Source organism: Wolbachia endosymbiont (group A) of Anomoia purmunda (assembly GCF_947251545.1).
GTDB lineage: Bacteria > Pseudomonadota > Alphaproteobacteria > Rickettsiales > Anaplasmataceae > Wolbachia.
The window spans coordinates 386138-409929 of record NZ_OX366362.1; the positions used below are offsets into that span (position 1 = coordinate 386138).

Genomic DNA, 23792 nt, shown 5'->3' on the forward strand with positions numbered 1-23792 from the left:
TTAGAGTATCTAATCTTGTTGTTATTATAATTGGATTTGGTAGCATTGTGTTATGGAAGATAAGTTGCTTGAATCAGTAAAAAACAAAAGTTATTTCAGTAAAGCAGTCGAATGGTACTGCCATAGGTATCTGTTTTGTGTAGCAGAAAGATCTTGGATGGCATTAATAGTATCGCTTCTCCTAGTATGTTTATGTTTATTAACATTAAACATATACCTGTTATTTCCTGTTAAAAAAGATTTAAATTTTGTGAAGTATATGAACCACACAGAAGATGAGTTCTCTGCAATGCATAAGCTTAGTTTCAGTAAAAAGGAAGATGAATACACTTCCACAGCGAGGTACTTAGTAAGTAAATACATTGAAATATACGAGTCCATTAAGATCGTTGAACCGAAGTACCAAGAAAATTTTATAAGAAACAATTCTATACATAAAATCTATCAAGGTTTTCAGGAAAAAACGAATAATGAAGCTGGTAATTTGTCTTTATCTAAAAGAAAAATTGCCAACATAAATGTAATAACATTATCTATTGATCGATCGACCAAGGACTTAGTTACATTTGCTGGAAATGCTACTGTAGTTTTTGCAACCGAGCAAAATAAGGAGGATACTGTGGAGATTAGCTTCACTTTGTCGAATATAAAAGCAACTCTGGCTGGTATAATACCATTTAAATTTATTGTTAATGGTTATAAATACAGATGATCACATTTAAAACATTATTTGGTAGCTAAAAAAAATAACTAAAGTGCATGTAGCAGTAATAACTGGAGGTAAAACTAGAAGAATTGGCGTTTTTTTAATAAAGTAATTCTGAGAAGGTTTTAAGAAAAAGGCGTTGTAAATTATCGGTAAAAAGTACAGAGCGTTGAGTATAGTACTAACAATTAACACTAGAGTTACAAACACAGAAAGTATTACATTGCCAGAGTTGAAAACAGCTCGAAAAATGAGAAATTTACCCCAAAAAGTCGGAGCAGGTGGCACCCCTATCATAGACAATGCACCGATAGCAAATGCTGTCATGCTAATTGGCATACTGCGTCCTATACCGTAAATCTTATCTATATATTTCTCACCTGCTCTCGTTATTATTGCTCCGGCAACGAAAAACAAAGTGATTTTTGCAAATGCGTGGCAAACTAATTGAAAAATTGCAACCCTCATGCTGAGCTCACTAAAAATTGAAGCAAATAATATAATATACGACAATTGAGAGATGGTAGAGTAAGCAAGCAATTTCTTTAATTCTTTTTGCTTTAGTGCAATCAATGATGCAGTAATAATAGTAAATCCAGCAGCGTACGGAAGCCACCCGCCAGCAAACCAACTTTGCTGCGCAAAACGTTGCATGTTATCGACGCCGAAAGTGTATAATATAACTTTTATGATGATGAAAACTCCGGATTTCACAACAGCAACAGCATGCAGTAGTGCGCTTACAGGAGTTGGTGCAACCATTGCTTTTGGTAACCAAAAGTGCATTGGCATTAATGCAGCTTTTCCTATTCCGTAAATCAGCATAGCAAAACACACCGCAATAAAAGTGCTGAGTGAAGTATCAAATTTGAATATCCCACCACTTACAAAGTCTAAAGTATGAAATTCATTATATAAAAGGCCTATTGCAGGAAAAAATAATACCAAAGAAGAGAAAAATAGCACGCCAAAGTAATAGCGTCCTGCAATCATTGATTCATTTTTTGAGTTGTAAGTAACCAGAGGGTATGTACTAATAGTTAGAAGCTCATAAAAGACAAATGTAGTGAGCAAGTCTCCAGAAAAAGCAATAAACATTGCACAGCTAATCGATATTGAAAAAAAGCATAGAAAACTTGAGTGATTGCCATCAGCATAGTTATTCTGCATATAACATATTGCATATATACTGGTTAGTATCCATAAAAATGATATTAATAAACTGAATACTACTCCAGTAGATTCTAGCTTTAAACTAATATGCAAATTATTACCAAAATCCATGAGAATAAATTGAGAATGATCACCATATACCCAATATAAAGTGCACAGACACGTATACGTAAACAGAAGTACAGAAGAAGTGACAGTAATACTATTGTTCACTCTGGGCCATTTACCAGTAAAAAAAATAGCTAACCCACTCAAAAGTGGAATCAATGCAGTAATTAATAAATAATTCTCAGTAATTGAAAATGGTAAGGAAAGATACATTAAGATATAGTCCATTAAATTTTCTGTTTAGGTGAAGCTAGAATTATACTCAAATCATAAAAAAACTGCTATGTTTTTTTGGTAAATTAGTTATTTGTGCATGCTATAGCTATACCGCCGCGGTATCTCTAGATCCCGCTAACAAGTAGCGGGATGACGATTGTCAGGGTGTCATCCCAGTGCTTGACACTGGGATCCAGGAATTTTATTAAGTTGGTAAGCATAAAAGTAGCCGTTTTATGTTAAAACACAACGTTCTTGATGAGATTACGGCAAGGCTGGATCCCAGTGTCCCTATGATGTCATCCCAGTGCTTGACACTGGGATCTCATTTTACTTTATGATGATGTCATTCAAGTAGCTGACACTGGTTCCTTTATGACGTCAGTGCCCCTATGGTGTCATTCCAGTGCTTGACACTGGAATCCAGAAGAAAGAATGGTGTCATCCCAGTGCTTGACACTGGGATCTAGCAAGCTTTGCTTGCAAATAAGTCTAATACGCGTCGCGTTTTATGCCAAAACACAATTGGAGTTACATACAAAATAGATCCCAGTGTCACGCACTGGGATGACAAAAAAGGAGCACTGGAATGACAGCAGTCCTACGTCATACCGCGATTCATTCGCGGTATCTCTAGATCCCGCTAACAAGTAGCGGGATGACGGTTGTCGTTTAGCCATAAATGTTAATAAATTTACCAAATGGAAAAAAAAGGCAAAAGAAGCCCTGGGATTATTATCCGCTTTAAAATATTGGCATTTTTTATGTTTTAAACGCTTGACAAGCGAAATTCAGCTGCTTTTAATTGCAACTAACTTACGCTGCAAATGTTTAAGAAGTTTACTAAGCAGAAAAAAAGACAAAGAATCCCCGAGTTAGCTAGTCTTTTACTATCTCTGTCGAGTATTGGCATTTTTTGATGTCTTGTAACGCTTTATAAGCGCGTTCAGCTTATTTAGATAAAAATCTAGATGTAGATGAAGTTTTGTAAAGACATACAGTATCTATATACTGCAAAAAATTGAACATAAGAAGCCGATACATTAAGTAATCCTTACCTTTTAATCTGCAGATTGGCGAAAGCAAATACAATAGCTTCAATTTCATGATAAGGGGGCTGGCGAAGGGTGTCAAGTAAGTTTTTTCGTTTCTATTCCCAATGTTATATGGTTATGCAAGAAGTTTAATACTCATAGTTTCAAGCATATACTGAAATATTTCATTAGCTATAGCAACATCTTGGCGTGGGGCTTTGCCGTGTTCTATAAACACAGAGATTGCATAGCGCGGGTTATGGTAAGGGCCATAGGCGATAAATAACTTATGACTTTCGCCCTTAGAGTTTATTTCTGGTGTACCGGTTTTGCCGGCAATTTGTATACCGCTTAGCCCTTTCTTATAGGTTCCAGTTTTAGAATTCACCACATCAAACATAGCTTTTCGAACTATGCTAAGATGCTCACAATCCACATCAATATCGGGAAAATCTTGTATTGTTTCATTCATCTTAATGCGGGGAATTACCTCTTTTCCTGTTGCAATCCTTGCTGCAAGAACTGCAAGCTGTAGTGGTGTTGTAAGCATATACCCTTGTCCTATAACTAAGTTGATAGTGTCACCTAAATACCACTGCAAATATAGCTTTCGTGTACGCCAATCTCTATCTGGCAACAACCCTGGAGCTTCTTCTTTAAACGTTCCAATCAGTGGCCCACTTCCAATACCAAATTTTCTGGCCATTTCCACCAGAGAGTCTACACTTATTTTTTTCCCTATATTATAAAAGTAAGTGTTGCATGATAATGCCATTGCTTCATTTAAAGATACATATCCATGGACTTTGCTTTTCAAGCAGCGAAATTTCCGCTCACCTATTTTCATATAGCCCTTACACGAGAATTTCTCTTCTGGTGTGATTATTCCGTCCTTTAAACCTGCAAGCGCAACCATTATTTTAAATATTGAACCAGGTGGAATCTGATATGATAACGCGCGATTCACAAGCGGCAATGAAGGAGCATTCAAGCTCTCCCAAGTCTCATTTAATAGCCTGCTAGCAAAAAGATTATTATCGTAAGAAGGTGAATTATATAGTGCTAAAATTTCTCCATTATTTACATCAATTACCACTGCGGAGCCTTGGTGGTCTTTAAATACCTCTGCGGTTTTCTCTTGCAGATTAATATCAATTGTCAGTTGTACATCTTGTCCGTCTTGTTGTGGTATGCTTGATAATTCTTTTATGACGCGTTTTTTAGAATTTATTTCCTGCTCAGATTTTCCTGACTTGCCTTTCAATATATGATCATATGTATATTCAATACCGCTGATTCCTACTTCGCTTATACCTTGCTGTCTTTTTGTATATCCGATTACATGAGAACACATTGAACCAAACGGGTAATAACGTTTATAAAGAGCAGTTATTTTTTCTGACGATTTTGCTATTTTAGACTCGACTTCTGATAATGTCTGCAAATCAACTTCCTTACCAGAACCATCAAACAAAACAACATACGAAATTTTGTTTATCGCAAGTTCAATGCTATTCCTATCTAAAATCTTGCCCCGCTTAGGCATAATAGTAGCGACTCTTATTCTATTACTATTAGATAGTGCTTCGTACTTTTGTCTGTTTCGTATTTGTAAATTATATAACCTGCAACTAAAAACCGCGGAAATGGTAAGCTGAATACCACCTAATATGAATGCTCTGCGGTTAAAGACTTTATTTTTTGTCCACATAACATTCCTTCAAAACGCACTTTTTTCCCCTCTTTTATTGTTACACTTCTGGCTTTTACCGTATTACAAACCCTTTTTTCCCACTCACTTAAGGTCACAAACTTATAACCTGATTTTTTTAGTATTTTAATAATATGAGGTAAAGCTTCAATTGTGTTTGACCTGTTATTGTGATCATGAAACAGTATAACTGCTCCATTATGTACATTACTTAAAACTCTTTCAACTAAAGCTTCTGGTTTATCACCTTGCCAATCTAGCGAATCAACTGTCCATAATATTGAATACATATTTAATTGATCAGCATTTTCAATCAGATTATCGTCATAACATCCATATGGCGGACGAAACCATTTTACATCTTGTTTTATTGCATTTTTAATTGCTGTATTTGTCTTTTCCAATTCTTGCAATTGTTCCTCACTTGAAAGTGATGTCAACTTCCTATGCGACCAAGAGTGATTGCCTAACTCATGACCTGATTCATGAATTTTCTTTACTATTTCAGACGTTTTTTCATTTATACGTTCACCAAGCACAAAAAATGTTGCTTTTGCTTCATAGCTTTCCAGAACATTAATAATATCGTTTACTCTATTGTTAGACGGTCCATCATCAAACGTAAGCGCAACAAACTTATCGTCGTTATTCAACAATTTTTTTATATTACTTAAATTTCTATATGATAGATCCAGATTACAACTGAGCCCACAGTATGGTAAATTAAAATTACAATCACTACAAAAAGCCGTACTTGAATATAGTAAGAAAAAAGTGATTATCCTTATAAACATTTGTAATCAGCAAAGTGATAGAATACTACACTTTTTTGCTAAGTTAAGCCATCTTTAATTGCTGTAGCCTTTACTTCATCGCTTCTTTAATATATTATATTAACAATTTTATATAATATATTATGATTGCAAATATAAACACCGTTGCGCTTCAGGGAATTAGCACAGTAAATGTCAATGCGCAAATCCACATGGCAAATGGTATTCCAGCTTTTAAAGCAACAAGGACAACATTGCAAATTTAGAGTTCAAGAGGGTTATTCCTCGAGAACTACTGCGTCAGAAAGCTGGCGTTGAATTTGTATATAATGTTGATCTTGGAGGTTTTTATGAATAATAGTGAGAGAAAAGAGAAATTAGAAACTCGTATTCTATCAAGCAGAGGTAGGTCTTTGCTTGACCATGAGCTACTGGAACGTAATCTATCTGCATACACAGAAGGAAGAGAAGTTGCCAAAAAGCTAATGGAGCTCTTTAGTAGTTTAGGAAGGGTAATTAATGCTGATCTTCACGAGCTAAAAAATGTTACAGGAATGAACGATGGAGCAATAGCAAATATCTTTTGCCTGAAAGAGATTTTCGATAGGATATTGAAAGGTAAGTTAAAAAAGCTGTCGATTCTTGATAATAGAGAAGAGCTACTAAAATACTTTAAAGCAGCAATAGGACAGTCAAGAAAGGAAAGCTTACGAGTGGTATACTTAGATCGAAGTGGTCATTTAATATATGAGTATGTTCAAGACTGTGGAACTATAGATAGAGTGCCTCTATATGTGAGGGAAATAATAAAACAGGGATTACTGATTGACGCATCATCTGTTGCAATTTCACATAATCATCCAAGTGGAGATATAGAGCCATCTAAAGAGGATGAAGATAACACACTTACATTAGCTGCAACCTGTGAAAATGTAGGAATGAAATTAATAGATCATATAATCGTAACACAGAAGAGCCATTTTAGTTTTTATGACAGTGGTTTATTGTAATCTGTAGACTGAAAGGAAAGTTCTCTAGCTTTCCTTCTTTTTTTCCACTTCATAAATTAAAAAATTCAATATAAGCTTGAACAGCTAAAATTAGTAATAAAAAGTGGAATTAGGCAAAAAAATAAAGGAACTTAGGTTATACTGTGGTTTAACACAAACTGAGTTAGGAAAAAAAATAGGTGTTTCATATAGGCAGATACAAAGGTACGAAAATGGTTCAAACCACATTTTGGCTAGTAGACTATACGACTTAGCAAAAGCTCTATCGATTAATGTGGCTGATTTTTTTACTGATGTGCATGACGACTCACATGAAGCTTATGATGAGGAGATATTAAAATTAGTCAAAGGATACAATGAAATTAAGAGCAAAAGGTTACGTAGTGTAGTTTATATATTGGTAAAATCTTTTTCTCAAAGTATATTATCTGATACGTAAAATGACCATACAACATCCTATCGATAAGCAAATAGGTGAAAGAATAAGGAAAAGAAGGCTAATATGTGGTTTTAGCCAAAGGGACTTAGGAAAAAAGCTTGGAATTTCATTTCAGCATATACAAGGATATGAAACTGGAGAGGTAAGGCTTGTAGTTGATAGATTGTATAATTTGGCAGAAGCTTTGTCTGTTGATATGTCATATTTTTTTACCAAAGCCTCTGAAGACTTGCATGATAAGGCCTTCCGTAGCGATGTGGGCAGCGAAGAAATATCAAGATTAGTAAGAGAATATAGAAAAATTAAAGATGAAACATTGCGTGATATTGTGCATTCAGTGATAAAGGCTCTTGCTAACAAATAGTACAAATTTTAAAGTTCAGGTATTTTTTATAATATAAAACACTTCTACAAGCAATACTAATTAAAGTAAATTATTTATGGTAAATTGGATTAAGTTTTAAAAACCACTTTACTTTGTAATAGTTAACCATTTATTTCTGATATACAAGTAGCTATGTGAAACATAGCCACTTGTCTCCAATCAAGAACGTCCTACGGATGTCGTTTTGTTGTCTTTTAATTTATTCACCCAAGAAAAGGTCTCACTACTTTTAGAATTTTGGTCGCCCCACCTTCCACATCTAGTAAAACTGCCTTTTTCTACTGCTTCTTTAACAGACATTCCACCAAATAAACAACCCTTTCCTACGATTTCTCCTATTTCTTGCAACTCGTTCCACATTTCTTCATCTTCTACCTCAATTTGTACTTGATTATAGTCTGCTGTGTCATGATATACCATTAAATTTAGCTCTCCTAGGCTAGTATAAAATGTGACTGCAAAAGCACTGTTATCAGATATATCCACGTAGTCTCTTTCACCGCCTTTCCCAGTTTTGACTTCAACTTCACCATCACCTATTTTTATAATATTGCCACCAAGGTTTAAGTCTCCTTTACTTAAGCCCAAATTTTTTGCACCTTCTACAACTTTGGCAACATCAACTATGCAGCTATGTAAAAATTCCATATAGAAGGTCTTATTATCGATTTCTACATTTTCAACAGTTCCTTCTATAGTAGCGTTCTCTCCAACTTCCCTGAGTTTTGTGAGCCTACTATATATTTGTGGCTCAATTTCTTTTTGCACCTTTTGATGAATTTCAGTTATTTTCTTATCAACTTGTACATTAAAATCTGCTCCATTTAATGCTAACTTCCTGATTATATCCTCTTGTTTATTCCCTTTGAATTCATCACGATACATCTTAAACATTGTAACGTTAGCGAAGCCAAAGCCATCTTCATTGGCAGCATTTATTCTTATTCCTAAGTCCAAAGCTTCATCGATAACTTTACTTAACTCGTTTATATTTTTAGCTGCAATAGCTTTTTCCAGGAATTCATTTAGTTTCATATTTTCATACTCACTTAGTCTTGTCCTGCATAAAGCTGATCGAAATGGATTGAGCTCCTCAGGATATGTTAAGACAGGTAATTTACTAATCTTTTTATTCGCTGTTGGAGCAGCTTTTATAAAATTAGGTAATAACCCTTCTTTTGCTATTCGCTCTACCGCTTTTAACATTTTACTAGGCAATTTTTTACCATTTATTTTTTTCATTGTAACCCTCACTTAATTTCATTACTATTCGATCATATTGTGATAAATATTATTTAATTGTTAATATTGTACGACTTATTAATTTACTGTATGTTATAATAACAAGTTTTACGGGCATTTACACTAGAAAAACACATCTTGTAAAAATTATTTCAATTTCAATCAAAGTTGGGTATTGTGATTGTAAAACTGAAAGAAATGGATCTCTTGTCTTACTCCACTGAAAAGTTGAAGAAGCATTGTCAGCTACTTGATAATGAAGAAAAAATAATTCTATATGAGCAGCTGCTAGACAAGGCTAAAGACATACTTGAAAATTCAAGAGATAATGTTTCTGAACTGAAAAAGATCAGTAAAGCTGCTGTAGCAATAGAGGAAACCACAGATAAGCAGTTACTAGAAAAGTTTAATGATGACCACCCGCTAAGAGAAGTGGACATTTTAATCTACTCTCCTCAGGGAAATACTGAATATCTATTCAGCATAGATAACTCGTCAGAGCTTTATGATTTAAAAGAAGATAAAGATAAAGCTCTTTATAATCCAGTAAAATCAAATGATGTTGAGCTTGTAAAAAAGCTGCTAATGATCCTTTTACCTACAGAAGTAGGTAATTTTGATGTAGAATACTTGGAAGAATTGAAAATATTGCTGTCAGGAATTCACAAAGAATTGCAATTATCACAAGATATGAAAAATTATCTTGTGAAGACGATAAAGTTCTATAGTTTTTTATGTAGTAATTTTAGCTTATTAGTTGCAAATCCTACTGATGTAAAAGCTATGATCAATCTATTTGCTACTCAACCAAATATTGATTACCAAATAGATAAGCTTCTGCTTTCTTTTATTGTGAGAGATGTTGAGGAAAAAAAGCTAAATTCTGAAATCAAACACATGATAGAGCTTCTTGAGCAGCATGAAAGATTTGCTGAGCTCGAATATAAGGTTAGAAGATTAAGATCAGAGTTTGCAAGTGGCAAAAGCAGATATTCGCCTGAAGTAATACGAAATAGCATTGCAGAACGAGAAAAAGAGATGAGGGAAATTGAGAAAAAATACGTAAGGCCAAACGATTTAATTAGCGAGAGGCAGAAATTATTAAAGCAATTACTTTGCTAGCTTTTTCATAAAATTTGTTGTAAATTTGAATAAAAGGTGAAAAGTGCAATTAGGTAAAAAAATAAAACAACTTAGGTTAGATCGTGCTTTGACACAGACCGAATTGGGAAAGAGAATAGGTGTTTCGTATAGACAGATACAAAAGTACGAAAATGGTTCAAATTGTGTTTTGGCTAGTAGATTATATGATTTAGCAAAAGCACTATCGATAGATGTTGCTAACTTTTTTACTAATATGCACACTGACTCACATGAAGCTTATGATGAAGAAATACTAAAGTTAGTCAAAGGATATAACGAAATTAAGAGCAAAAGGTTACGTAGTGCAGTTTATATATTGGTAAAATCTTTTTCTCAAAGTGATAATACATAGTTAATATTACCTGATACGTAAAATGACTATACAACATCCTATCGATAAACAAATAGGTGAAAGAATAAGGAAAAGAAGGCTAATGTGTGGTTTTAGTCAAAGAGACTTAGGAAAAAAGCTTGAAATTTCATTTCAGCATGTACAAGGATATGAAAGCGGAGAGATTAGGCTTGTAGTTGATAGGTTATATAAATTAGCAGAAGTACTATCGGTTGATATGTCGTATTTTTTTACCAAAGCCTCTGAAGACTTACATGATAAGGCCTTCCATAGCGATGTAGGCAGCGAAGAAATATCAAGGCTAGTGAGGGAATATAGAAAAATTGAGGATGAAACTCTTCGTGACATTGTTCATTTAGTGATTAAGGCTCTTGCTAATACAGGCTTTAAAGCATAAATTCTCTTCTTGAGTCGTTGAAGAAAACTTACACTTTCATTTTCTTCATCATTTTGCTTTTCTTTCACTTTGATGCGTGTAGTTATACCCTACACAAAGTATAATGTTTTAAAAATAAAAACCTGCACCATAAAATATTGAGATTTAGAATATTAACTTATAAACCTCAGTTATGGATTAGAAAAAAGATAAAAGTAGAATTAATAAAGAGGGAAATAGGGTAAACTCAAGTATTTTAGCAATAATTTAAGAGGTTACCCATGAAGAAAGATATTTTACTGCTGCGTCGAGGATTTTTGTCTTGCAGTAGATGAAAATTTTGCAAATAAGTTCTTATCACATGGCAAAAAACCAACCAGAGTACCAGAAATAGCGCACTCAGAAATACTAACCATAATCCTGTTATACCACCAATCGCCATGTAAAAATTTCAAGGCTTTTTATCTTTGTTATCTTGAGTTACTCTATAGATCAGAGTTTTCAAAGATGCCTTCATATCAAAGATTTATTGCCTTAAAGCCGAGAGTTTTACGGTATTTAGTATTACTTCTTCAATGGTTCTGCGAACAAGCGAAAATGACAGGTACTTTTTATATCGACACTTCTACAATTGCCGTTTGTCACAAGAAAAGGATCTCTAGGTTTTGATGGTTTAGCAGAAATTGGTAAGAGCACGTATGGTTGGTTTTTTGGCTTTAAATTGCACTTGGTGATTAATGAAATTGGAGAAATTCAATCACTTACTCTAACCAAAGGCAACGTTGATGACAGAAAGCCTGTGCCAACTATAACTAAAAGACAGACTGGACTTTTATTTGGAGATAAAGGCTATATAAAGAAAGAGCTCTTTGAGAAACTCTTCGATAGAGGTTTAAAGCTTGTTACTAAAGTAAAAAAAGGTATGAAAAACGTACTAATTTCACTTAAAGAGAAGATTTTATTGAGAAAAAGGTCGATTATTGAGACAGTCTTTGGTTGTTTGAAAAATAAATTGGAGCTTGAGCATACACGCCACAGATCACCAATAAATTTTTTGGTACATATTTTTTCAACATTAATTTCATATTCCATGCAGTCGAAAAAGCCTTCTATTTCTAAGCCTTACTGTGTTGGTTAATCCATAACTGGGATTATAAAGTCTTTTCGGCAGTTTTAGTGAGGGTTTATTAGCAAGGATGTTGGAGGTTAGCAATGACTATATCTGAAGGTGTAATACAGCGTATAAGGCATAATGATAAGAACGCGATAGGGGGATGATTTTTTGGTCAAGGTGGCTGTGCACCATCCAGCTAAGTTTGATAGCTTAGAAGTAACAAAATTTTTAGTAAATAATAAAGGTGTAAGTTTTAACGCTAAAACTAATGACGAAAACAAGCCTATTCATATTGCAGCTGATTTTGAAATATCGATATTGTAAAATTTTCTCTTAATAAGGGAGTAGAAGTTGGTACAAAAGGTAAAAACAATTGGACTCCTTTGCATTATGCTACCAATAAAGGATATCTAGGAATTGTAAAGCTTCTAATAGAAAAGCAACAACAAGAATCATTTATTAATAATTCTAAAACTACAGATCAGTCTACTATGCTGCCAAGGAAGGACATTTACCATCTGTAGAATTTCTCATAGAAAAAGGAGCAAGAATTGATATTAAAAATTCCAATAATAGATCACCATTGGAACTTGCAAATGATGGAGGACATGAAGAAGTTGAAAATTTACTAAGAAATGAATTACTTCTTGATGCTGTCAAGAGAAAAGACCGCAGTGGAGTAGAAGCTCAACTTGATAAAGGGGCTAATGTTAATTATGTACGTCGAGAAGATGGCTGTGCACCATGCTGTCAGTTATAACCATGAAAATCTTGAGTTTGTGAAGCTCTTAATAGGGAAAGAAAAGGTGAAATTATTTAGCACCAAAGATTAAAGAAGATATAGTAAATGGGAGACACCCAAGTGGCTTGAGGTTAGCTGATTTGAGGGAAATGCCGATGTTGAGGAGTGAAACAGGTGGAAAAATTCTACGGTCTTAATTTACAAAAGCAACAGTATGTGCTAGAAGGAGCTGCTACAAAGGGTCATGCCAAAAGATGTTGAGGAAGTCAAATTTGATATAAATCAATGTTGCAGAAGCTGACACTCAATTATGTGAAAATATCAGTGTAAATAGTAAATATCTTAGCATAATTAGTCTGGATACAAAAGCGGTAAAAAATGCCTCCTATGTTCTCCCTTTAGCTGAAATAAAGACATAGACCCGCTGTAAAAGGAAAGTTGCTGTTTTTATCATTTTTGTTTTGCAGCAGGCCTTTTATTGGAAGATCATTCAGCCCCAGGAATTGCATTTGGCCTTAAAAATTTTGTCAGAATTTCTTATGCAACCTTACAGAAACAATTAAAAATAAAGTACAACAGTATTATTAAAGCGTGTAAAATGCTAAGTGAACTTTTAACATTCTTATGTATAATATATCAGTAAGATAGAGTTAGTGTATGTCCTGGGCGTATTTGCTATTAGCTGGTTTGGTTGAGATAATATGGACCACAGCACTGAAATATAGCAATGGCTTTATTCGTGTTATACCTGTAGTAATTATTTTAGTTAGCGGTTCTGTGAGTCTTTACTGGCTATCGTTAGCAATGAAGTCTATTCCCCTTGGTACATCTTATGCAGTTTGGACTGGTATAGGTAACCGTTCACGGAGTATTCCCAATTAAGAAGGAATAGCGACTAAATTCTGTAATTTCTGAACAGGGTTCTGATTATTCAAACGTGAAGTGAATATGAGGAAGAGACGCCGTTTTATGATTACTCATACTGGTTTTCTCTTCCTCTACTCCCAAACCCGGCGTGCACCTTTCGTTATGCACCGGGCTTTCCAATGTTTCAGACGCGTAGTCAGGATAGCATAGCTTAACCAAATCATGACGACCTACTTTAATATCCGCCATCAGCGTGACATTCAACCACCGATACCTAGGTCTGTTCTCTATTTTCTGCCAGTAGCGTTTATAAAGAACTCTCTGAGGAGTGCCTGGGTTCTGCTTTTTCAACCATCGCCACAGCCTGTCCCACACATAGTGGTCAAGTGCTGTAAAAACACGTTTAGCATTATAACAATGGCGATAAAAGTTTCCCCAGCCACGTATTAGTGGATTGATCATGCTAATGACCTCCTCCATTGAGAGATGAGAATATTTCCGTAAAGTTTTCTGCTTGATTTGATACCGAAAGTCCTTAATTTTTTCTTTCGGTATTTCAACACGAGACCAATATCCCCAACGATTATCCCATCTGAGGCGTATGCGGTGACTTAGGAAAGTAAATCCTTCGTCCAGACGAGTCACTTTAGTCTTTTCCTCAGACAGGGACAGCTTTAAATCCTTGAGAAGAAGTTCCTTGAGACACGTCTTTTCACGCATGGCATCTTCCTGAGTTCCATTTACCAAGATAACAAAATCATCGGAATAACGGATAGGAAGATAAACTGGACGTCCAGCTTTACGTTCATAGTGACGAAATTTCCTTAGGGCATCTCCTGGGCGCTTGTAAGGAAGGCCATTTTTCTGTACTGGGTACTTCACATACCGGCCATATGAGTTTTCAATAGCTGATAAACTAATATTAGCTAGTAGAGGTGATAAAATGCCTCCTTGTGGCGTTCCTTTTCGGGTTTTATGGTATACACCACCCTCAAGAATACCTGCTTTTAGGAATGCTTTGACTAAACGGCATACTTTGTTATCTTTGACACGACGTCTTAGATTACTCATGACATGTCCGTGAGAAATATTATCAAAACAACCTTTTATGTCCCCTTCAATAACCCATTGATAAGGTGCCCCTTGTAAATCCTTACAAGCAGCTTTCGTTGGACGTATAGCGTTACGGATATGCTCAATAGCATCTCTACAAGCTTTCTTTGGACGAAAACCGTATGATACTGCTAAGAATTCAGCTTCGAATATTGGTTCAAGAAAGTGAAGAACAGCAGCTTGGACAATGCGATCCTTGACAGTAGGAATACCAAGCGGACGAGTGCCAGATGATCTTCCTGTTTTTGAAATCCAGTGCCTTTTGACCGATGTAGGACGATATGTACCAGAACGTAATTCTGTCTGAAGCTTTTGGAGAAAGTCTATTACTCCTCCTTTTCTTGAACGTATACGTTTCACGGTCATATTATCTACACCTGCTGTTCGTGCTCCTTTATTAGAAGCTACCCGTTTCCAGACTAGGCGCAAACTAGGGAGTTGAGTAACCCAATTCCACATATCGCGCCAAGCTTGAGACGGATTATTACGACTCCACGTGTAGAGTTTACGTTGTTTGGCAAGAAGCCAAGATTTGTCATCTTGATAAATGAAGTCCATCATTTGTTTCACCTACTAATAATAATCTCTACAAAACATCTGTTCCCCTTTGCCATGTAGCTGGCTTTCCCAACCTCAGACTACTACGAGAACTCCGCCCTCCTTTATTGCCATCACTCGACTCCGGAGAACTAGCCAAATCAGTTCTGGCAGCAATAAAGAAGTTCCTGCGTTCCAATAAATAACCTATGGACCCTTAGGTGGCCTGCTTTACCCCTGAGTGACCCAGCCATCTTACCAATCATGAGTAGATAAAACGTCATACCCTAAGTCGGGCATGCCCAGAGTAGTTTTAACAGCTACTCGAGATCTCTCACTTCTCCTTCCGCTGTACCGTTGCTGAAGGTTTCAAATTAAATACAGAGGCGTCCAACACAGACTTTGTACGTCCTCACCATAGGTCCTATGGTAGCCCCGCAATTAGGTATACAGCCCAATTTCAGAACATTTAAGATCACCCTGCTATTTCCATCAAAACTTCCGGATCAAAAGTCTTGACTGGTAATCCCCTTCCATCTATGCTCATGTCATAGAGGGGCAACATCTTTAGTTGCCGGTCATTTATTAGCTAAGTCACCTTTACCTCCTTAACTTTAGAAGGCTTAGACGACCGAGCGCAGCGCACGTCAAAAATATCGAGAGCATTCTTTCAACGAACTTTTCTCCACGTTTTGACCAAGTGAAAAAGCTATTTTTACGATAAATGACATACCTTCTACCTTGACGTTCTGCAAGATTGTTTGTTGTCTCAATCAGATCAGGACTTCGCACAAATTTCCACATCATATCTTCAGAACGCAGAATATTGGCAGCCATTCTCGAGGCTTGAGTTCCTTTTGCAACCCTTGTTATCTTTTGCAAAAAATATTTCACCCTTTTTCTAATCTTTCTCATTAACCAACAAAATCTTAAATTATCTATCAGGTTTTGTTTACGTGCTCTATCTATCACAAACACTCTATTGCTCAGCGATTTTAATGCTGCACCGATTTGACTCACTTCAACATTTTTACTGAAGAAAAACCTTTCAAAGTCCCTTGCTAAGTGGGCCCAGCAGATCTGTCACGACTAAAGTAAATTATATGCAGCATACCTATCGCTTATCTTAGTACTCTGGTAATAACCCTTTCAAAACTTTCTTTCCGCGAGATCCAACTAACTTCATAAGTGTTGCTGTTTTATTCGTTACTACCCAACCTTTCTTTCCCTGATTTCTATTGGCTCGTTTCATCTATGTGCAAATACTTACTCTCGTTCAGCTCTTCTCTTATTTTTTCGTATTCTGATATACATTTTTTTGATACTTTACCCTCTAGTTTTTGATATCAAACCTAGGCTTATGTTCAGATTAAATATACTGCTTAAAATCTGTTGTACTTCTCTTTTTGAGTTGATAAAAAAGCCAGTAAAGCTGCTGATTATCGCTTTGGCATTGGGTCTCAAAAGATTCCAACCAACACCTTCAGGTAGACTAGCTGAGATCCTTTTCTTACATGCCTTACAGTAACCTTTTTGCAGCATATACTCAGTTACTATTGGCTTAATTTCTGGCAGCTCCACCTTTTGATGTATAGTGTCTTCTTCTAAAATAACTTGGCCTCCGCACACACAAATCGAATCAATCGAGCACTTCACAATCTCATCTGCTTCTATTAACTCTCGCTTGTGCGCTTCATGTCCTGGTTGCCTTCCTGGATTTCTGTTACTCTTCTTTTTTGTTTTTTTACATCTTGTGATGGTGGTAGAGATAAATTTTTTGAATTTAAACCCAGCTTGTCTTGTAACTCTATTAACCCCAACTATGGATTAAATAAAGAGATAAAAGTGCAGCTAAGAAGAGGAAAACAGGGTAAGCTCGAGTATTTTAGCAATAATTAAGAGGTTACCCATGAAGAAAGATATTACAGAACTTTACTGTTGCGTCGAGGATTTTTGTCGCACAGTCGATGATAATTTTGCTAATATGCTCCTATCAAAAGGCAGAAAACCCACTAGAATAACAGACTTCGGAAATTCTCACCATAATTCTATTATATCATCAATCCCCTTGCAAAAATTTCAAAGCTTTTTACCTACTTTATCTGCCGCTTTATAAATCTGAATTTTCTAAGTTGCCAACATATGACCGATTTATCGCTCTTAAATCACGAGTTTTATGGATTACTTTTGCAATGGTTCTGCAAACAAGCAAAAATGACAGGTATTGCCTACATAGACACTAGACTTCTTTCAAAATTCATGTAGGGAGCTCAAAATTGTGAATTGCAGCAATCAAATTAAACCTTAAACCAAAACGTTTTCGTCGGTTTCTATACCTGTCCGAGATGATTTTAAACCTTTTCAATTACGTTTTCAACAATTGCCCTTTGGCTCATAAGTGCCCTGTTCTCTTTTTTTTGTTCTTTGCTTAACGGATTCTTTTTCGTTTTCCTGTGCGGTAATACAACATTTTTGTGTATCTTCTGCATTCCCCTGTAGCCGGCATCAGCTAAGATTTTAGTTTGCGGCAATACTGCTACCTTTGATTCTCTAAACATCCGTGTTTTCTACCATTCGAGAAAGATGTGCATATGACTTTTCTACTCTTCTTCTCTGTTACTATTTGTGTTTTTATAGTATGCCTTTTTTTCTTTCCAGAGTAGAAGGGCTTTTGCTTTTTTTTGGTCTCTCTACTGGCGTTTCAGTTCCGTCTATTACTAAAACTTCATATTCTACATCACTCTTTAATAGCTCTTTTTTTCCTGGTAATGCAAAATCTGGATGTTTTATTAATATGTCTTCTACCCATCTTATTATTTTAAAACTGTTACTTTCACTCATGCCATAGCTTTGCCCAATATGAAAATATGTACGATATTCTCTTATATATTCCAGTGCCATAAGTAGCCTGTCTTCTATGCAAAGTTTACTTTTTCTTCCACTTCTAGCTTTTTTTCTTTTATCCTCCACTTCTAGAATTTCTACCATTCGCTCAAATGTTGCTTTTTTTACCCCTGTTAAACGTCGAAACTTTTCTCCTTCTAACTTTTCTATTTCCTTATATTTCATGCTTTCAAATACTTCATCTTACACTCCCTCTAACAATTTTGAAAGAAGTCTAATGATAGCATTATTGTGATGAAAATGCAATATTATGAATATTTTAATACAATTTATATTGACAGTTACAATTCTAAATTGTTTTATTGCAGCGTTAGCTGATTAACATTTTTAAGATGAGGTCAACTCTCATAGAGAGAGGATTTTTTTATTTTCTCATTCTTCTCATTTTCCTCTCTAACAATTTTTTTTCCATTTAATATGTCCTTTATTTCATCTCCTGTTAAAGTTTCAAACTCCAGTAGATTTTCGGCAATGAGATCTAAGCCTTTCTTATGCTTGGTCAAAATCTCTTTTGCTTTTTCATAGCAAGAAGACACAACTTTCTTCACTTCTTCATCTATAAGTTTTAACGTATCTTCAGAAATTATGTCAGAACCATGCATGGTTTGTTCGCGATTGTGATAGATTGGACCTATTTTGTCGCTCATTCCCCATTTTGTTACCATAGAACGTGATAAATCTGATGCTTGTTTTATATCCGAAGATGCACCGCTTGTGACTTTATCATAGCCAAAAATTAGCTCTTCTGCCACTCTTCCACCCATAGCAACAGTTATATCTGCTAGCATCTTTTCTCTTGTGAGGGACACTCTATCTGTTTCTGGTAGTCTCATCACTAAACCGAGTGCCCTACCGCGTGGAATAATTGTTGCCTTGTGTATAGGATCAGAAGCAGGCATATTAACAGCAATTATCGCATGACCAGCTTCATGGTATGCAGTAAGTCTCTTTTCCTCTTCTGTCATAATTAGGGATCGTCTTTCTACGCCCATCATCACTTTATCACGTGCATATTCAAAATCGTCCATGGTAACAATCTTCTTGTTTCTTCTTGCAGCAATAAGTGCAGATTCGTTCACTAAATTTGCTAAATCAGCTCCAGAAAAGCCTGGTGTTCCTCTTGCAACTGTTTTCACGTTTACATCTGGTGCTATTGATATTTTCTTTATATGAGTATTTAATATCTTTTCACGCCCATTTATATCGGGTAAAGAAATAGTAATCTGTCGGTCAAAACGACCAGGTCTAAGCAGTGCTGGATCTAAGACATCCGGACGGTTAGTCGCAGCAATTATTATTACACCTTCATTAGACTCAAAGCCATCCATCTCAACTAATAACTGATTTAATGTTTGTTCTCTTTCATCATTGCCGCCACCAAGACCAATGCCACGATGTCTACCCACCGCATCTATTTCATCTATAAAAATTATACAAGGAGCATTTTTCTTGCCTTGATCAAACATATCACGAACACGACTTGCACCAACACCCACAAACATTTCAACAAAATCAGATCCAGAAATGCTAAAGAATGGCACATTAGCTTCTCCTGCAATTGCACGAGCAAGTAAAGTTTTACCAGTTCCAGGAGAGCCAATTAAAAGGCACCCTTTTGGTATTTTTCCACCTAATATTTGAAATTTTTGCCTTTGTTTAAGGAAATCAACAATCTCTACTAGCTCTTCTTTTGCTTCATCAATTCCGGCAACATCATCAAATGTTACTTTTTTTCCACTAGTCATGAGTCTAGCCCTTGACTTGCCAAAGCTTATAGTTCTGTTGCCCCCCGCTTGTGTTTGTTTAAGAAAGAATAGCAAAAAGCCAATAAAGATAAATGTTGGGACCCATGAGATAAGTAATCCACCAATTACGCTCATGGCAGAATCTCCAGTTGAAAAGGAGAATCTCACTTTTCTATCATGTAAATTTTTTATTAGGTCGCTATATATGACACCGTTTGAATTGAAACTTGAACCATCCCTGAACTTGCCTTCAATGCTCTGGTTTTTTATGACAATATTTTCTACATCATTGTCTTCTAGTCTAGTTAAAAATTCCGAAAAAGGTATAATTGTTTTACTTTTACCTACATTTCCGCTGAACTGAATATAAGCAACTGAAATAAGAACAATAATTACTAACCAGATCAATAAGCCTTCTAAAAATTTTTTCATTTCTATTTCTAACTAAATACTAATCAAGCTTACCAAATTTTGTTTTATCGTGCTATTAATAATGCATTGAACCTTATCGTCATTGGTATTTTTTCCGTTATAATTTACATCAGGATAAGCAAGCACCTTTCTATCTTTTTGTACTGTAGGCAAAGAATAGAAAACTTCAGAGCAGCAGTTGTAATCCTTCAGAAATTCAGGAACTTTTTGTGTTTTTTTTAATGGAGCGATGATAACTGAACACTCTTGATTTCCGAGTATTGTGCAGCTAAATCTGTTATCCCATTCAATAGGTTCATTTAAAGGTAGGTTTACGGTAATTTCTTGTATCCTTGACGATTCTCTAATTATTAAGATATTTTCTCCATGTTTTCTTATTTTACACCCAGAAAGTGTACAGTTAACATTACTATCCTTTTGCAATATTTTATTAGATATTACGATAAGGCTGTTGTACCTTGGTTTATAATGTTTACTGGCAATTGCCATTATAGAGTAAAGAAGAAGCCTCAAGGCTATTTCCTCTGGCAATTGATAAAATTCACTTAGTTTAATTTCAATATAACCAAGATCATGAACATTAACACAGTCATTAAACGCAAGGCGTGTGTAGTGCATCAATGCTTTTGCAGCTCTTTTCATATGAAGGGCTGTGAGGCATATTCGCTCTGTTAAAATCTCTTGATTGTCACTTGCTTTAAGTAAGTTACGGTATAAAGTTCGCCTGTATTTCAAGTCATAGTTGCTTCTATCTTCGATCCATTTTAACTGGTGAAGCTTAGCGTACTTTTCTATTTCACTACGACTAAAATTTAACAATGGCCTAAATATATAAATACCATTTAAGAAAGACTTGTAGTCCATTGATGATAATCCATCTACGCCGCTACCTCGCTCTAATCTTAATAAGAACGTTTCTGCTTGATCATCTTTGTGATGAGCGACGAGCAAACATTTAACATTATTGTTTTTACACCACTCTGCTAGTAACTTATACCGTGCTTTTCGTGCCTGTAACTGAATATTACCTTTAATGTTTTGCTTTTCCCAATTTAATATGAACGATTCCTTTGCTCCAAGTTCTTTTGCATAACTTATAACAAAATCAGCTTCTTTTTGAGACTCTGAACGTAATCCATGATTTACTGTTAATGCTATAGGAAGTGAAAGCTTGTTTTTTTTTGCCCAGTTAGTCATTAAGTGCAGTAAGACTATACTATCTACACCACCTGATACTGCAACTGCAACTTGATTGTTATAGAAAGGAAAACTATTAACCACATTTTGAAATAATAACTCTAATTCCATTATGTCTCTTGATGGCCAGATAGGTCAGATCTCTTACGTCATACCGCGACTTATTTGTGGTATATATAGATCCCGCTAACAAGCAAAGAAATATGACAAGTTTGTCCTTTTTTGTCTACCCGAGTGCCCTTTCTTTATGTCATCCCAGTGCTTGACACTGGGATCCAGGTTTTAATGCAAGAAACTATTTCTTTATTCCAGAAAATGAAAATTCCACTCTACGATTTTTAGCATGCTCTTTTTCATATTTAGAATTTCTAGAATCATCTTTTACATTAACCAAAGGCTCAGTTTCACCTTTAGAAGCAGTTTTTATTCTGTTTTCTATGTAGGGTGTACAACTAACCATAAATTTTTTAGCTGCATCTGCCCTTCTAGCGCCTAGCGCAAGATTATATTCATGAGAACCACGGTTGTCAGTGTGACCAGTTAAAGTAACCTTCGCGTCAGGGTTATCTTGTAACACCTCCATTACGTCAAGTAATGCATCTGCACTTACTTCAGTAATATTAGATTCATCATAACCAAAGAAAACTCTTTTATCACCTATCTGCTTAACAACAGAATTTATTTTATTTGTTGTATTTGCTCCTTTTTTTGGGCAAGAACTTACACCAGTAAGTAATAAACAAAAACAGCACATTATAACCAGTCTACTCCACATTACTAAACCTCCATAAATTTTAAATAGTGCGTAACTTTAATTTCAGTAGCTAATATCTCTCCATATTGTAATATAGTCAAGAGAAATAAAATACTAAATACTTTTTCTACAACCTTACAATTAATTTTCTTATAATATGCTGGACTCTGAGTAGAAAAATCCAATGAAGGAATAAAAAGTACAATTTTTTATTGTACTTTAAGCAAATATACTTTTAACTTTATTATTAATCTATCACGATGTTAAACAGATGTTTTCTAAAATAATGAACAAACATGAAATCTTATAAATTTTTAGAGGAAGTATTATATAGGGTAAAGAATATCGAAAATACGCTAAAAGTACTAAACCAAAGCCAATTGAATATAGAGGACAAAGTTGAACAAATGAGTCTTCTAGAAGAAATCAGACATGAAATTATCTCTCATGACGTAATAAAGGAATCATTAGCAGATGCTCTTGGTAACAAAAAAAGTGCAAATACTCAGCAGCTCAAGTTAATAGAGAGAATACATAAAAGCAACAGTGCTGTTCCTATTGATTTAGTAAAGTCTTTATCCAAAGCTAAAGTTGAATGCCAAAATTTATGGAAGCTATCTCATTCTGAAACCAGTAACTTAGAAAAACTAAAAGAACGTTTTACTGATTTAATCAAACTCATTCGCGAAGTAGCTTCTATAAAATCGCAGCAATTAAAATGCTCAAAATACGACTCACTGCTTGCTGACTCTGACTCTGATATCACAGAAAAGAATATAAAGGAAGTATTCCCCAAGGTAGGCAAATTTTTTAGCGAAAATGTAGATAAAATAATTGAAAAGCAGAAAAAGGATAAGGTTACTAATATACAAAAAATTGCTACTCAGAAACAGATTGAACTTGGCTCATTATGTTTACAGCAAATGGGTATTGCACTAAATGAGATTCGTACTTCTTATTACCACCATATAGATTACGATGAATCTGATTTTTGTTATGGTTTATTTTCACTTTTACGGCATAGTGGTTATGCAATTTATCAAAAATGTTTAGCGCAAAATTCTATAAGTAGTCCAATTACGAGACATGTTATGTATGAAACTCAAGGGTTATTCATGGAAAGGATGATTGGAACATCCAGAGAATTTATTGAGTTCATTCAACCACACATAAAAGAGAAATTTACTATAAAAGGCAAAACTAATAGCAGTGTTGAAAATTTGTGCTTGGTTTTCAATGAAATAAACCTTTCTTCTTTTTTAAAAAATGCAGATGAATTTAGTCTGTTAGCTCATATTATGTTGAGAACTAAGTTAGAACAGGATATAATAAATGGCACATTGGAAGTCAAAGACCTGCATGATGCGTGGTTGGAAGGTATGAAGCACTATAAAATTCCAGTAAAAGCTAAAAATGAGCTAAACACTTATTTTCAAGATGAATATTGGGCAAGCGGTGTTATGGGCTACTTTCCTATAAAAATTATTGCTTTAATTGCTGCTGTGCAGATTTTCTCTTTCGTTAAAAAGAATCATTACGAATCATTAAGTGCTATAATAAAAGGAGATTTTAGTTTACTTATCAGCTGGTTATCTCAAAATGTATACAGTGCAAAGTGTGGCCTGGAACTGCTAAAAAAAGTAACAGGTAAGGGTTTAGACGTTGAGTGTGTTACTTACTACTTATCTGAAAAGTATAATTTGTCTTAATAAATGGTTT

At 35.0% G+C, this 23792-nt stretch carries 24 protein-coding genes and 4 pseudogenes; 15 read left to right on the top strand and 13 right to left on the bottom strand.

Translation table 11 applies throughout. The features are described 5' to 3' along the window. Positions 1 to 52 precede the first annotated feature (52 nt). Positions 53 to 712: a conjugal transfer protein TraJ gene (locus OPR57_RS01910; protein WP_265037026.1), complete on the top strand. Its 660-nt coding sequence runs from the start codon at positions 53 to 55 to the stop codon at positions 710 to 712. A 6-nt stretch (positions 713 to 718) separates the two neighbouring features. Here the strand turns inward: OPR57_RS01910 and OPR57_RS01915 are convergent, their stop codons facing one another. From OPR57_RS01915 to OPR57_RS01930, 4 genes are all read right to left on the bottom strand, one after another. Further along, complete coding sequence (locus OPR57_RS01915; protein WP_265037028.1) at positions 719 to 2215, bottom strand: proton-conducting transporter transmembrane domain-containing protein; 1497 nt, start codon at positions 2213 to 2215, stop codon at positions 719 to 721. A 497-nt stretch (positions 2216 to 2712) separates the two neighbouring features. Beyond that, the gene (locus OPR57_RS01920) at positions 2713 to 2883 is read right to left on the bottom strand and encodes a hypothetical protein (RefSeq protein WP_265037029.1); all 171 of its coding nucleotides are present in this window, start codon (positions 2881 to 2883) and stop codon (positions 2713 to 2715) included. 490 nt (positions 2884 to 3373) lie between these two features. Beyond that, the gene (locus OPR57_RS01925) at positions 3374 to 4948 is read right to left on the bottom strand and encodes a penicillin-binding transpeptidase domain-containing protein (RefSeq protein ID WP_265037030.1); all 1575 of its coding nucleotides are present in this window, start codon (positions 4946 to 4948) and stop codon (positions 3374 to 3376) included. Beyond that, complete coding sequence (locus OPR57_RS01930; RefSeq protein ID WP_265037031.1) at positions 4903 to 5742, bottom strand: polysaccharide deacetylase family protein; 840 nt, start codon at positions 5740 to 5742, stop codon at positions 4903 to 4905. The genes OPR57_RS01925 and OPR57_RS01930 overlap by 46 nt, the downstream gene beginning before the upstream one ends. A gap of 329 nt (positions 5743 to 6071) precedes the next feature. Between OPR57_RS01930 and OPR57_RS01935 the strand changes: the two genes are divergently transcribed. The 3 genes from OPR57_RS01935 to OPR57_RS01945 all read left to right on the top strand — a co-directional run bounded on the left by OPR57_RS01935 (position 6072) and on the right by OPR57_RS01945 (position 7534). After that, on the top strand, positions 6072 to 6731 hold the full coding sequence (locus OPR57_RS01935) for a JAB domain-containing protein (protein WP_236514289.1): 660 nt from the start codon (positions 6072 to 6074) through the stop codon (positions 6729 to 6731). Between the two features lie 103 nt (positions 6732 to 6834). Next, on the top strand, positions 6835 to 7170 hold the full coding sequence (locus OPR57_RS01940) for a helix-turn-helix domain-containing protein (RefSeq protein ID WP_264375456.1): 336 nt from the start codon (positions 6835 to 6837) through the stop codon (positions 7168 to 7170). 1 nt (position 7171) lies between these two features. Next, entirely contained in the window at positions 7172 to 7534 is a 363-nt protein-coding gene (locus OPR57_RS01945; protein ID WP_265037035.1) for a helix-turn-helix domain-containing protein, read from the top strand. 180 nt (positions 7535 to 7714) lie between these two features. Here the strand turns inward: OPR57_RS01945 and OPR57_RS01950 are convergent, their stop codons facing one another. Next, a complete protein-coding gene (locus OPR57_RS01950) occupies positions 7715 to 8797 on the bottom strand; it encodes a hypothetical protein (RefSeq protein WP_265037037.1) in 1083 nt (360 codons plus the stop codon). A gap of 177 nt (positions 8798 to 8974) precedes the next feature. On the opposite strand from OPR57_RS01950, the gene OPR57_RS01955 reads away from it, so the two are divergent. From OPR57_RS01955 to OPR57_RS01985, 9 genes and pseudogenes are all read left to right on the top strand, one after another. Beyond that, on the top strand, positions 8975 to 9919 hold the full coding sequence (locus OPR57_RS01955; protein WP_265037039.1) for a hypothetical protein: 945 nt from the start codon (positions 8975 to 8977) through the stop codon (positions 9917 to 9919). Positions 9920 to 9962: 43 nt separating this feature from the next. After that, positions 9963 to 10292, top strand: coding sequence for a helix-turn-helix domain-containing protein (locus tag OPR57_RS01960; RefSeq protein WP_265037041.1), 330 nt, complete (start codon positions 9963 to 9965; stop codon positions 10290 to 10292). Between the two features lie 22 nt (positions 10293 to 10314). Beyond that, positions 10315 to 10689, top strand: coding sequence for a helix-turn-helix domain-containing protein (locus tag OPR57_RS01965; RefSeq protein WP_007549999.1), 375 nt, complete (start codon positions 10315 to 10317; stop codon positions 10687 to 10689). 270 nt (positions 10690 to 10959) lie between these two features. Beyond that, a pseudogene (locus OPR57_RS01970) lies at positions 10960 to 11806 on the top strand (IS982 family transposase). 144 nt (positions 11807 to 11950) lie between these two features. Next, a complete protein-coding gene (locus tag OPR57_RS01975) occupies positions 11951 to 12106 on the top strand; it encodes a hypothetical protein (RefSeq protein ID WP_265037638.1) in 156 nt (51 codons plus the stop codon). Continuing rightward, positions 12100 to 12306: an ankyrin repeat domain-containing protein gene (locus tag OPR57_RS07755; protein WP_353276300.1), complete on the top strand. Its 207-nt coding sequence runs from the start codon at positions 12100 to 12102 to the stop codon at positions 12304 to 12306. Before OPR57_RS01975 ends, OPR57_RS07755 begins: the two co-directional genes overlap by 7 nt. 59 nt (positions 12307 to 12365) lie before the next feature. Further along, a complete protein-coding gene (locus OPR57_RS01980) occupies positions 12366 to 12542 on the top strand; it encodes a hypothetical protein (protein WP_214241706.1) in 177 nt (58 codons plus the stop codon). Between the two features lie 50 nt (positions 12543 to 12592). Further along, a pseudogene (locus OPR57_RS07760) lies at positions 12593 to 12785 on the top strand (hypothetical protein); the annotation flags it as partial. 396 nt (positions 12786 to 13181) lie between these two features. Then, positions 13182 to 13406: a DMT family transporter gene (locus tag OPR57_RS01985; protein ID WP_265037043.1), complete on the top strand. Its 225-nt coding sequence runs from the start codon at positions 13182 to 13184 to the stop codon at positions 13404 to 13406. Positions 13407 to 13451: 45 nt separating this feature from the next. Here the strand turns inward: OPR57_RS01985 and ltrA are convergent, their stop codons facing one another. The 4 genes from ltrA to OPR57_RS02005 all read right to left on the bottom strand — a co-directional run bounded on the left by ltrA (position 13452) and on the right by OPR57_RS02005 (position 16670). After that, a complete protein-coding gene (gene ltrA, locus OPR57_RS01990) occupies positions 13452 to 15065 on the bottom strand; it encodes a group II intron reverse transcriptase/maturase (protein WP_265037045.1) in 1614 nt (537 codons plus the stop codon). A gap of 576 nt (positions 15066 to 15641) precedes the next feature. Beyond that, positions 15642 to 16061 (bottom strand): IS66 family transposase, encoded by a 420-nt coding sequence (locus tag OPR57_RS01995; RefSeq protein WP_265037047.1) that lies wholly within the window; start codon positions 16059 to 16061, stop codon positions 15642 to 15644. A gap of 106 nt (positions 16062 to 16167) precedes the next feature. Continuing rightward, positions 16168 to 16293, bottom strand: coding sequence for a hypothetical protein (locus OPR57_RS02000; protein ID WP_265037049.1), 126 nt, complete (start codon positions 16291 to 16293; stop codon positions 16168 to 16170). Positions 16294 to 16367: 74 nt separating this feature from the next. Beyond that, positions 16368 to 16670, bottom strand: coding sequence for an IS66 family transposase zinc-finger binding domain-containing protein (locus OPR57_RS02005; protein ID WP_265037051.1), 303 nt, complete (start codon positions 16668 to 16670; stop codon positions 16368 to 16370). A 280-nt stretch (positions 16671 to 16950) separates the two neighbouring features. On the opposite strand from OPR57_RS02005, the pseudogene OPR57_RS02015 reads away from it, so the two are divergent. Beyond that, a pseudogene (locus OPR57_RS02015) lies at positions 16951 to 17282 on the top strand (IS982 family transposase); the annotation flags it as partial. 16 nt (positions 17283 to 17298) lie between these two features. On the opposite strand, the pseudogene OPR57_RS02020 reads toward OPR57_RS02015, so the two are convergent. The 4 genes and pseudogenes from OPR57_RS02020 to OPR57_RS02035 all read right to left on the bottom strand — a co-directional run bounded on the left by OPR57_RS02020 (position 17299) and on the right by OPR57_RS02035 (position 22094). Then, positions 17299 to 18110: pseudogene (locus OPR57_RS02020) on the bottom strand (IS5 family transposase). Between the two features lie 173 nt (positions 18111 to 18283). Beyond that, the gene (gene ftsH / locus OPR57_RS02025) at positions 18284 to 20122 is read right to left on the bottom strand and encodes an ATP-dependent zinc metalloprotease FtsH (protein ID WP_265037055.1); all 1839 of its coding nucleotides are present in this window, start codon (positions 20120 to 20122) and stop codon (positions 18284 to 18286) included. A 12-nt stretch (positions 20123 to 20134) separates the two neighbouring features. After that, positions 20135 to 21430 (bottom strand): tRNA lysidine(34) synthetase TilS, encoded by a 1296-nt coding sequence (gene tilS, locus OPR57_RS02030; protein ID WP_265037056.1) that lies wholly within the window; start codon positions 21428 to 21430, stop codon positions 20135 to 20137. Positions 21431 to 21614: 184 nt separating this feature from the next. Continuing rightward, positions 21615 to 22094: an OmpA family protein gene (locus OPR57_RS02035; RefSeq protein WP_182319815.1), complete on the bottom strand. Its 480-nt coding sequence runs from the start codon at positions 22092 to 22094 to the stop codon at positions 21615 to 21617. 275 nt (positions 22095 to 22369) lie between these two features. On the opposite strand from OPR57_RS02035, the gene OPR57_RS02040 reads away from it, so the two are divergent. Next, positions 22370 to 23782, top strand: a complete 1413-nt coding sequence (locus tag OPR57_RS02040) for a gluzincin family metallopeptidase (RefSeq protein ID WP_265037057.1) — start codon at positions 22370 to 22372, stop codon at positions 23780 to 23782. Positions 23783 to 23792 lie beyond the last annotated feature (10 nt).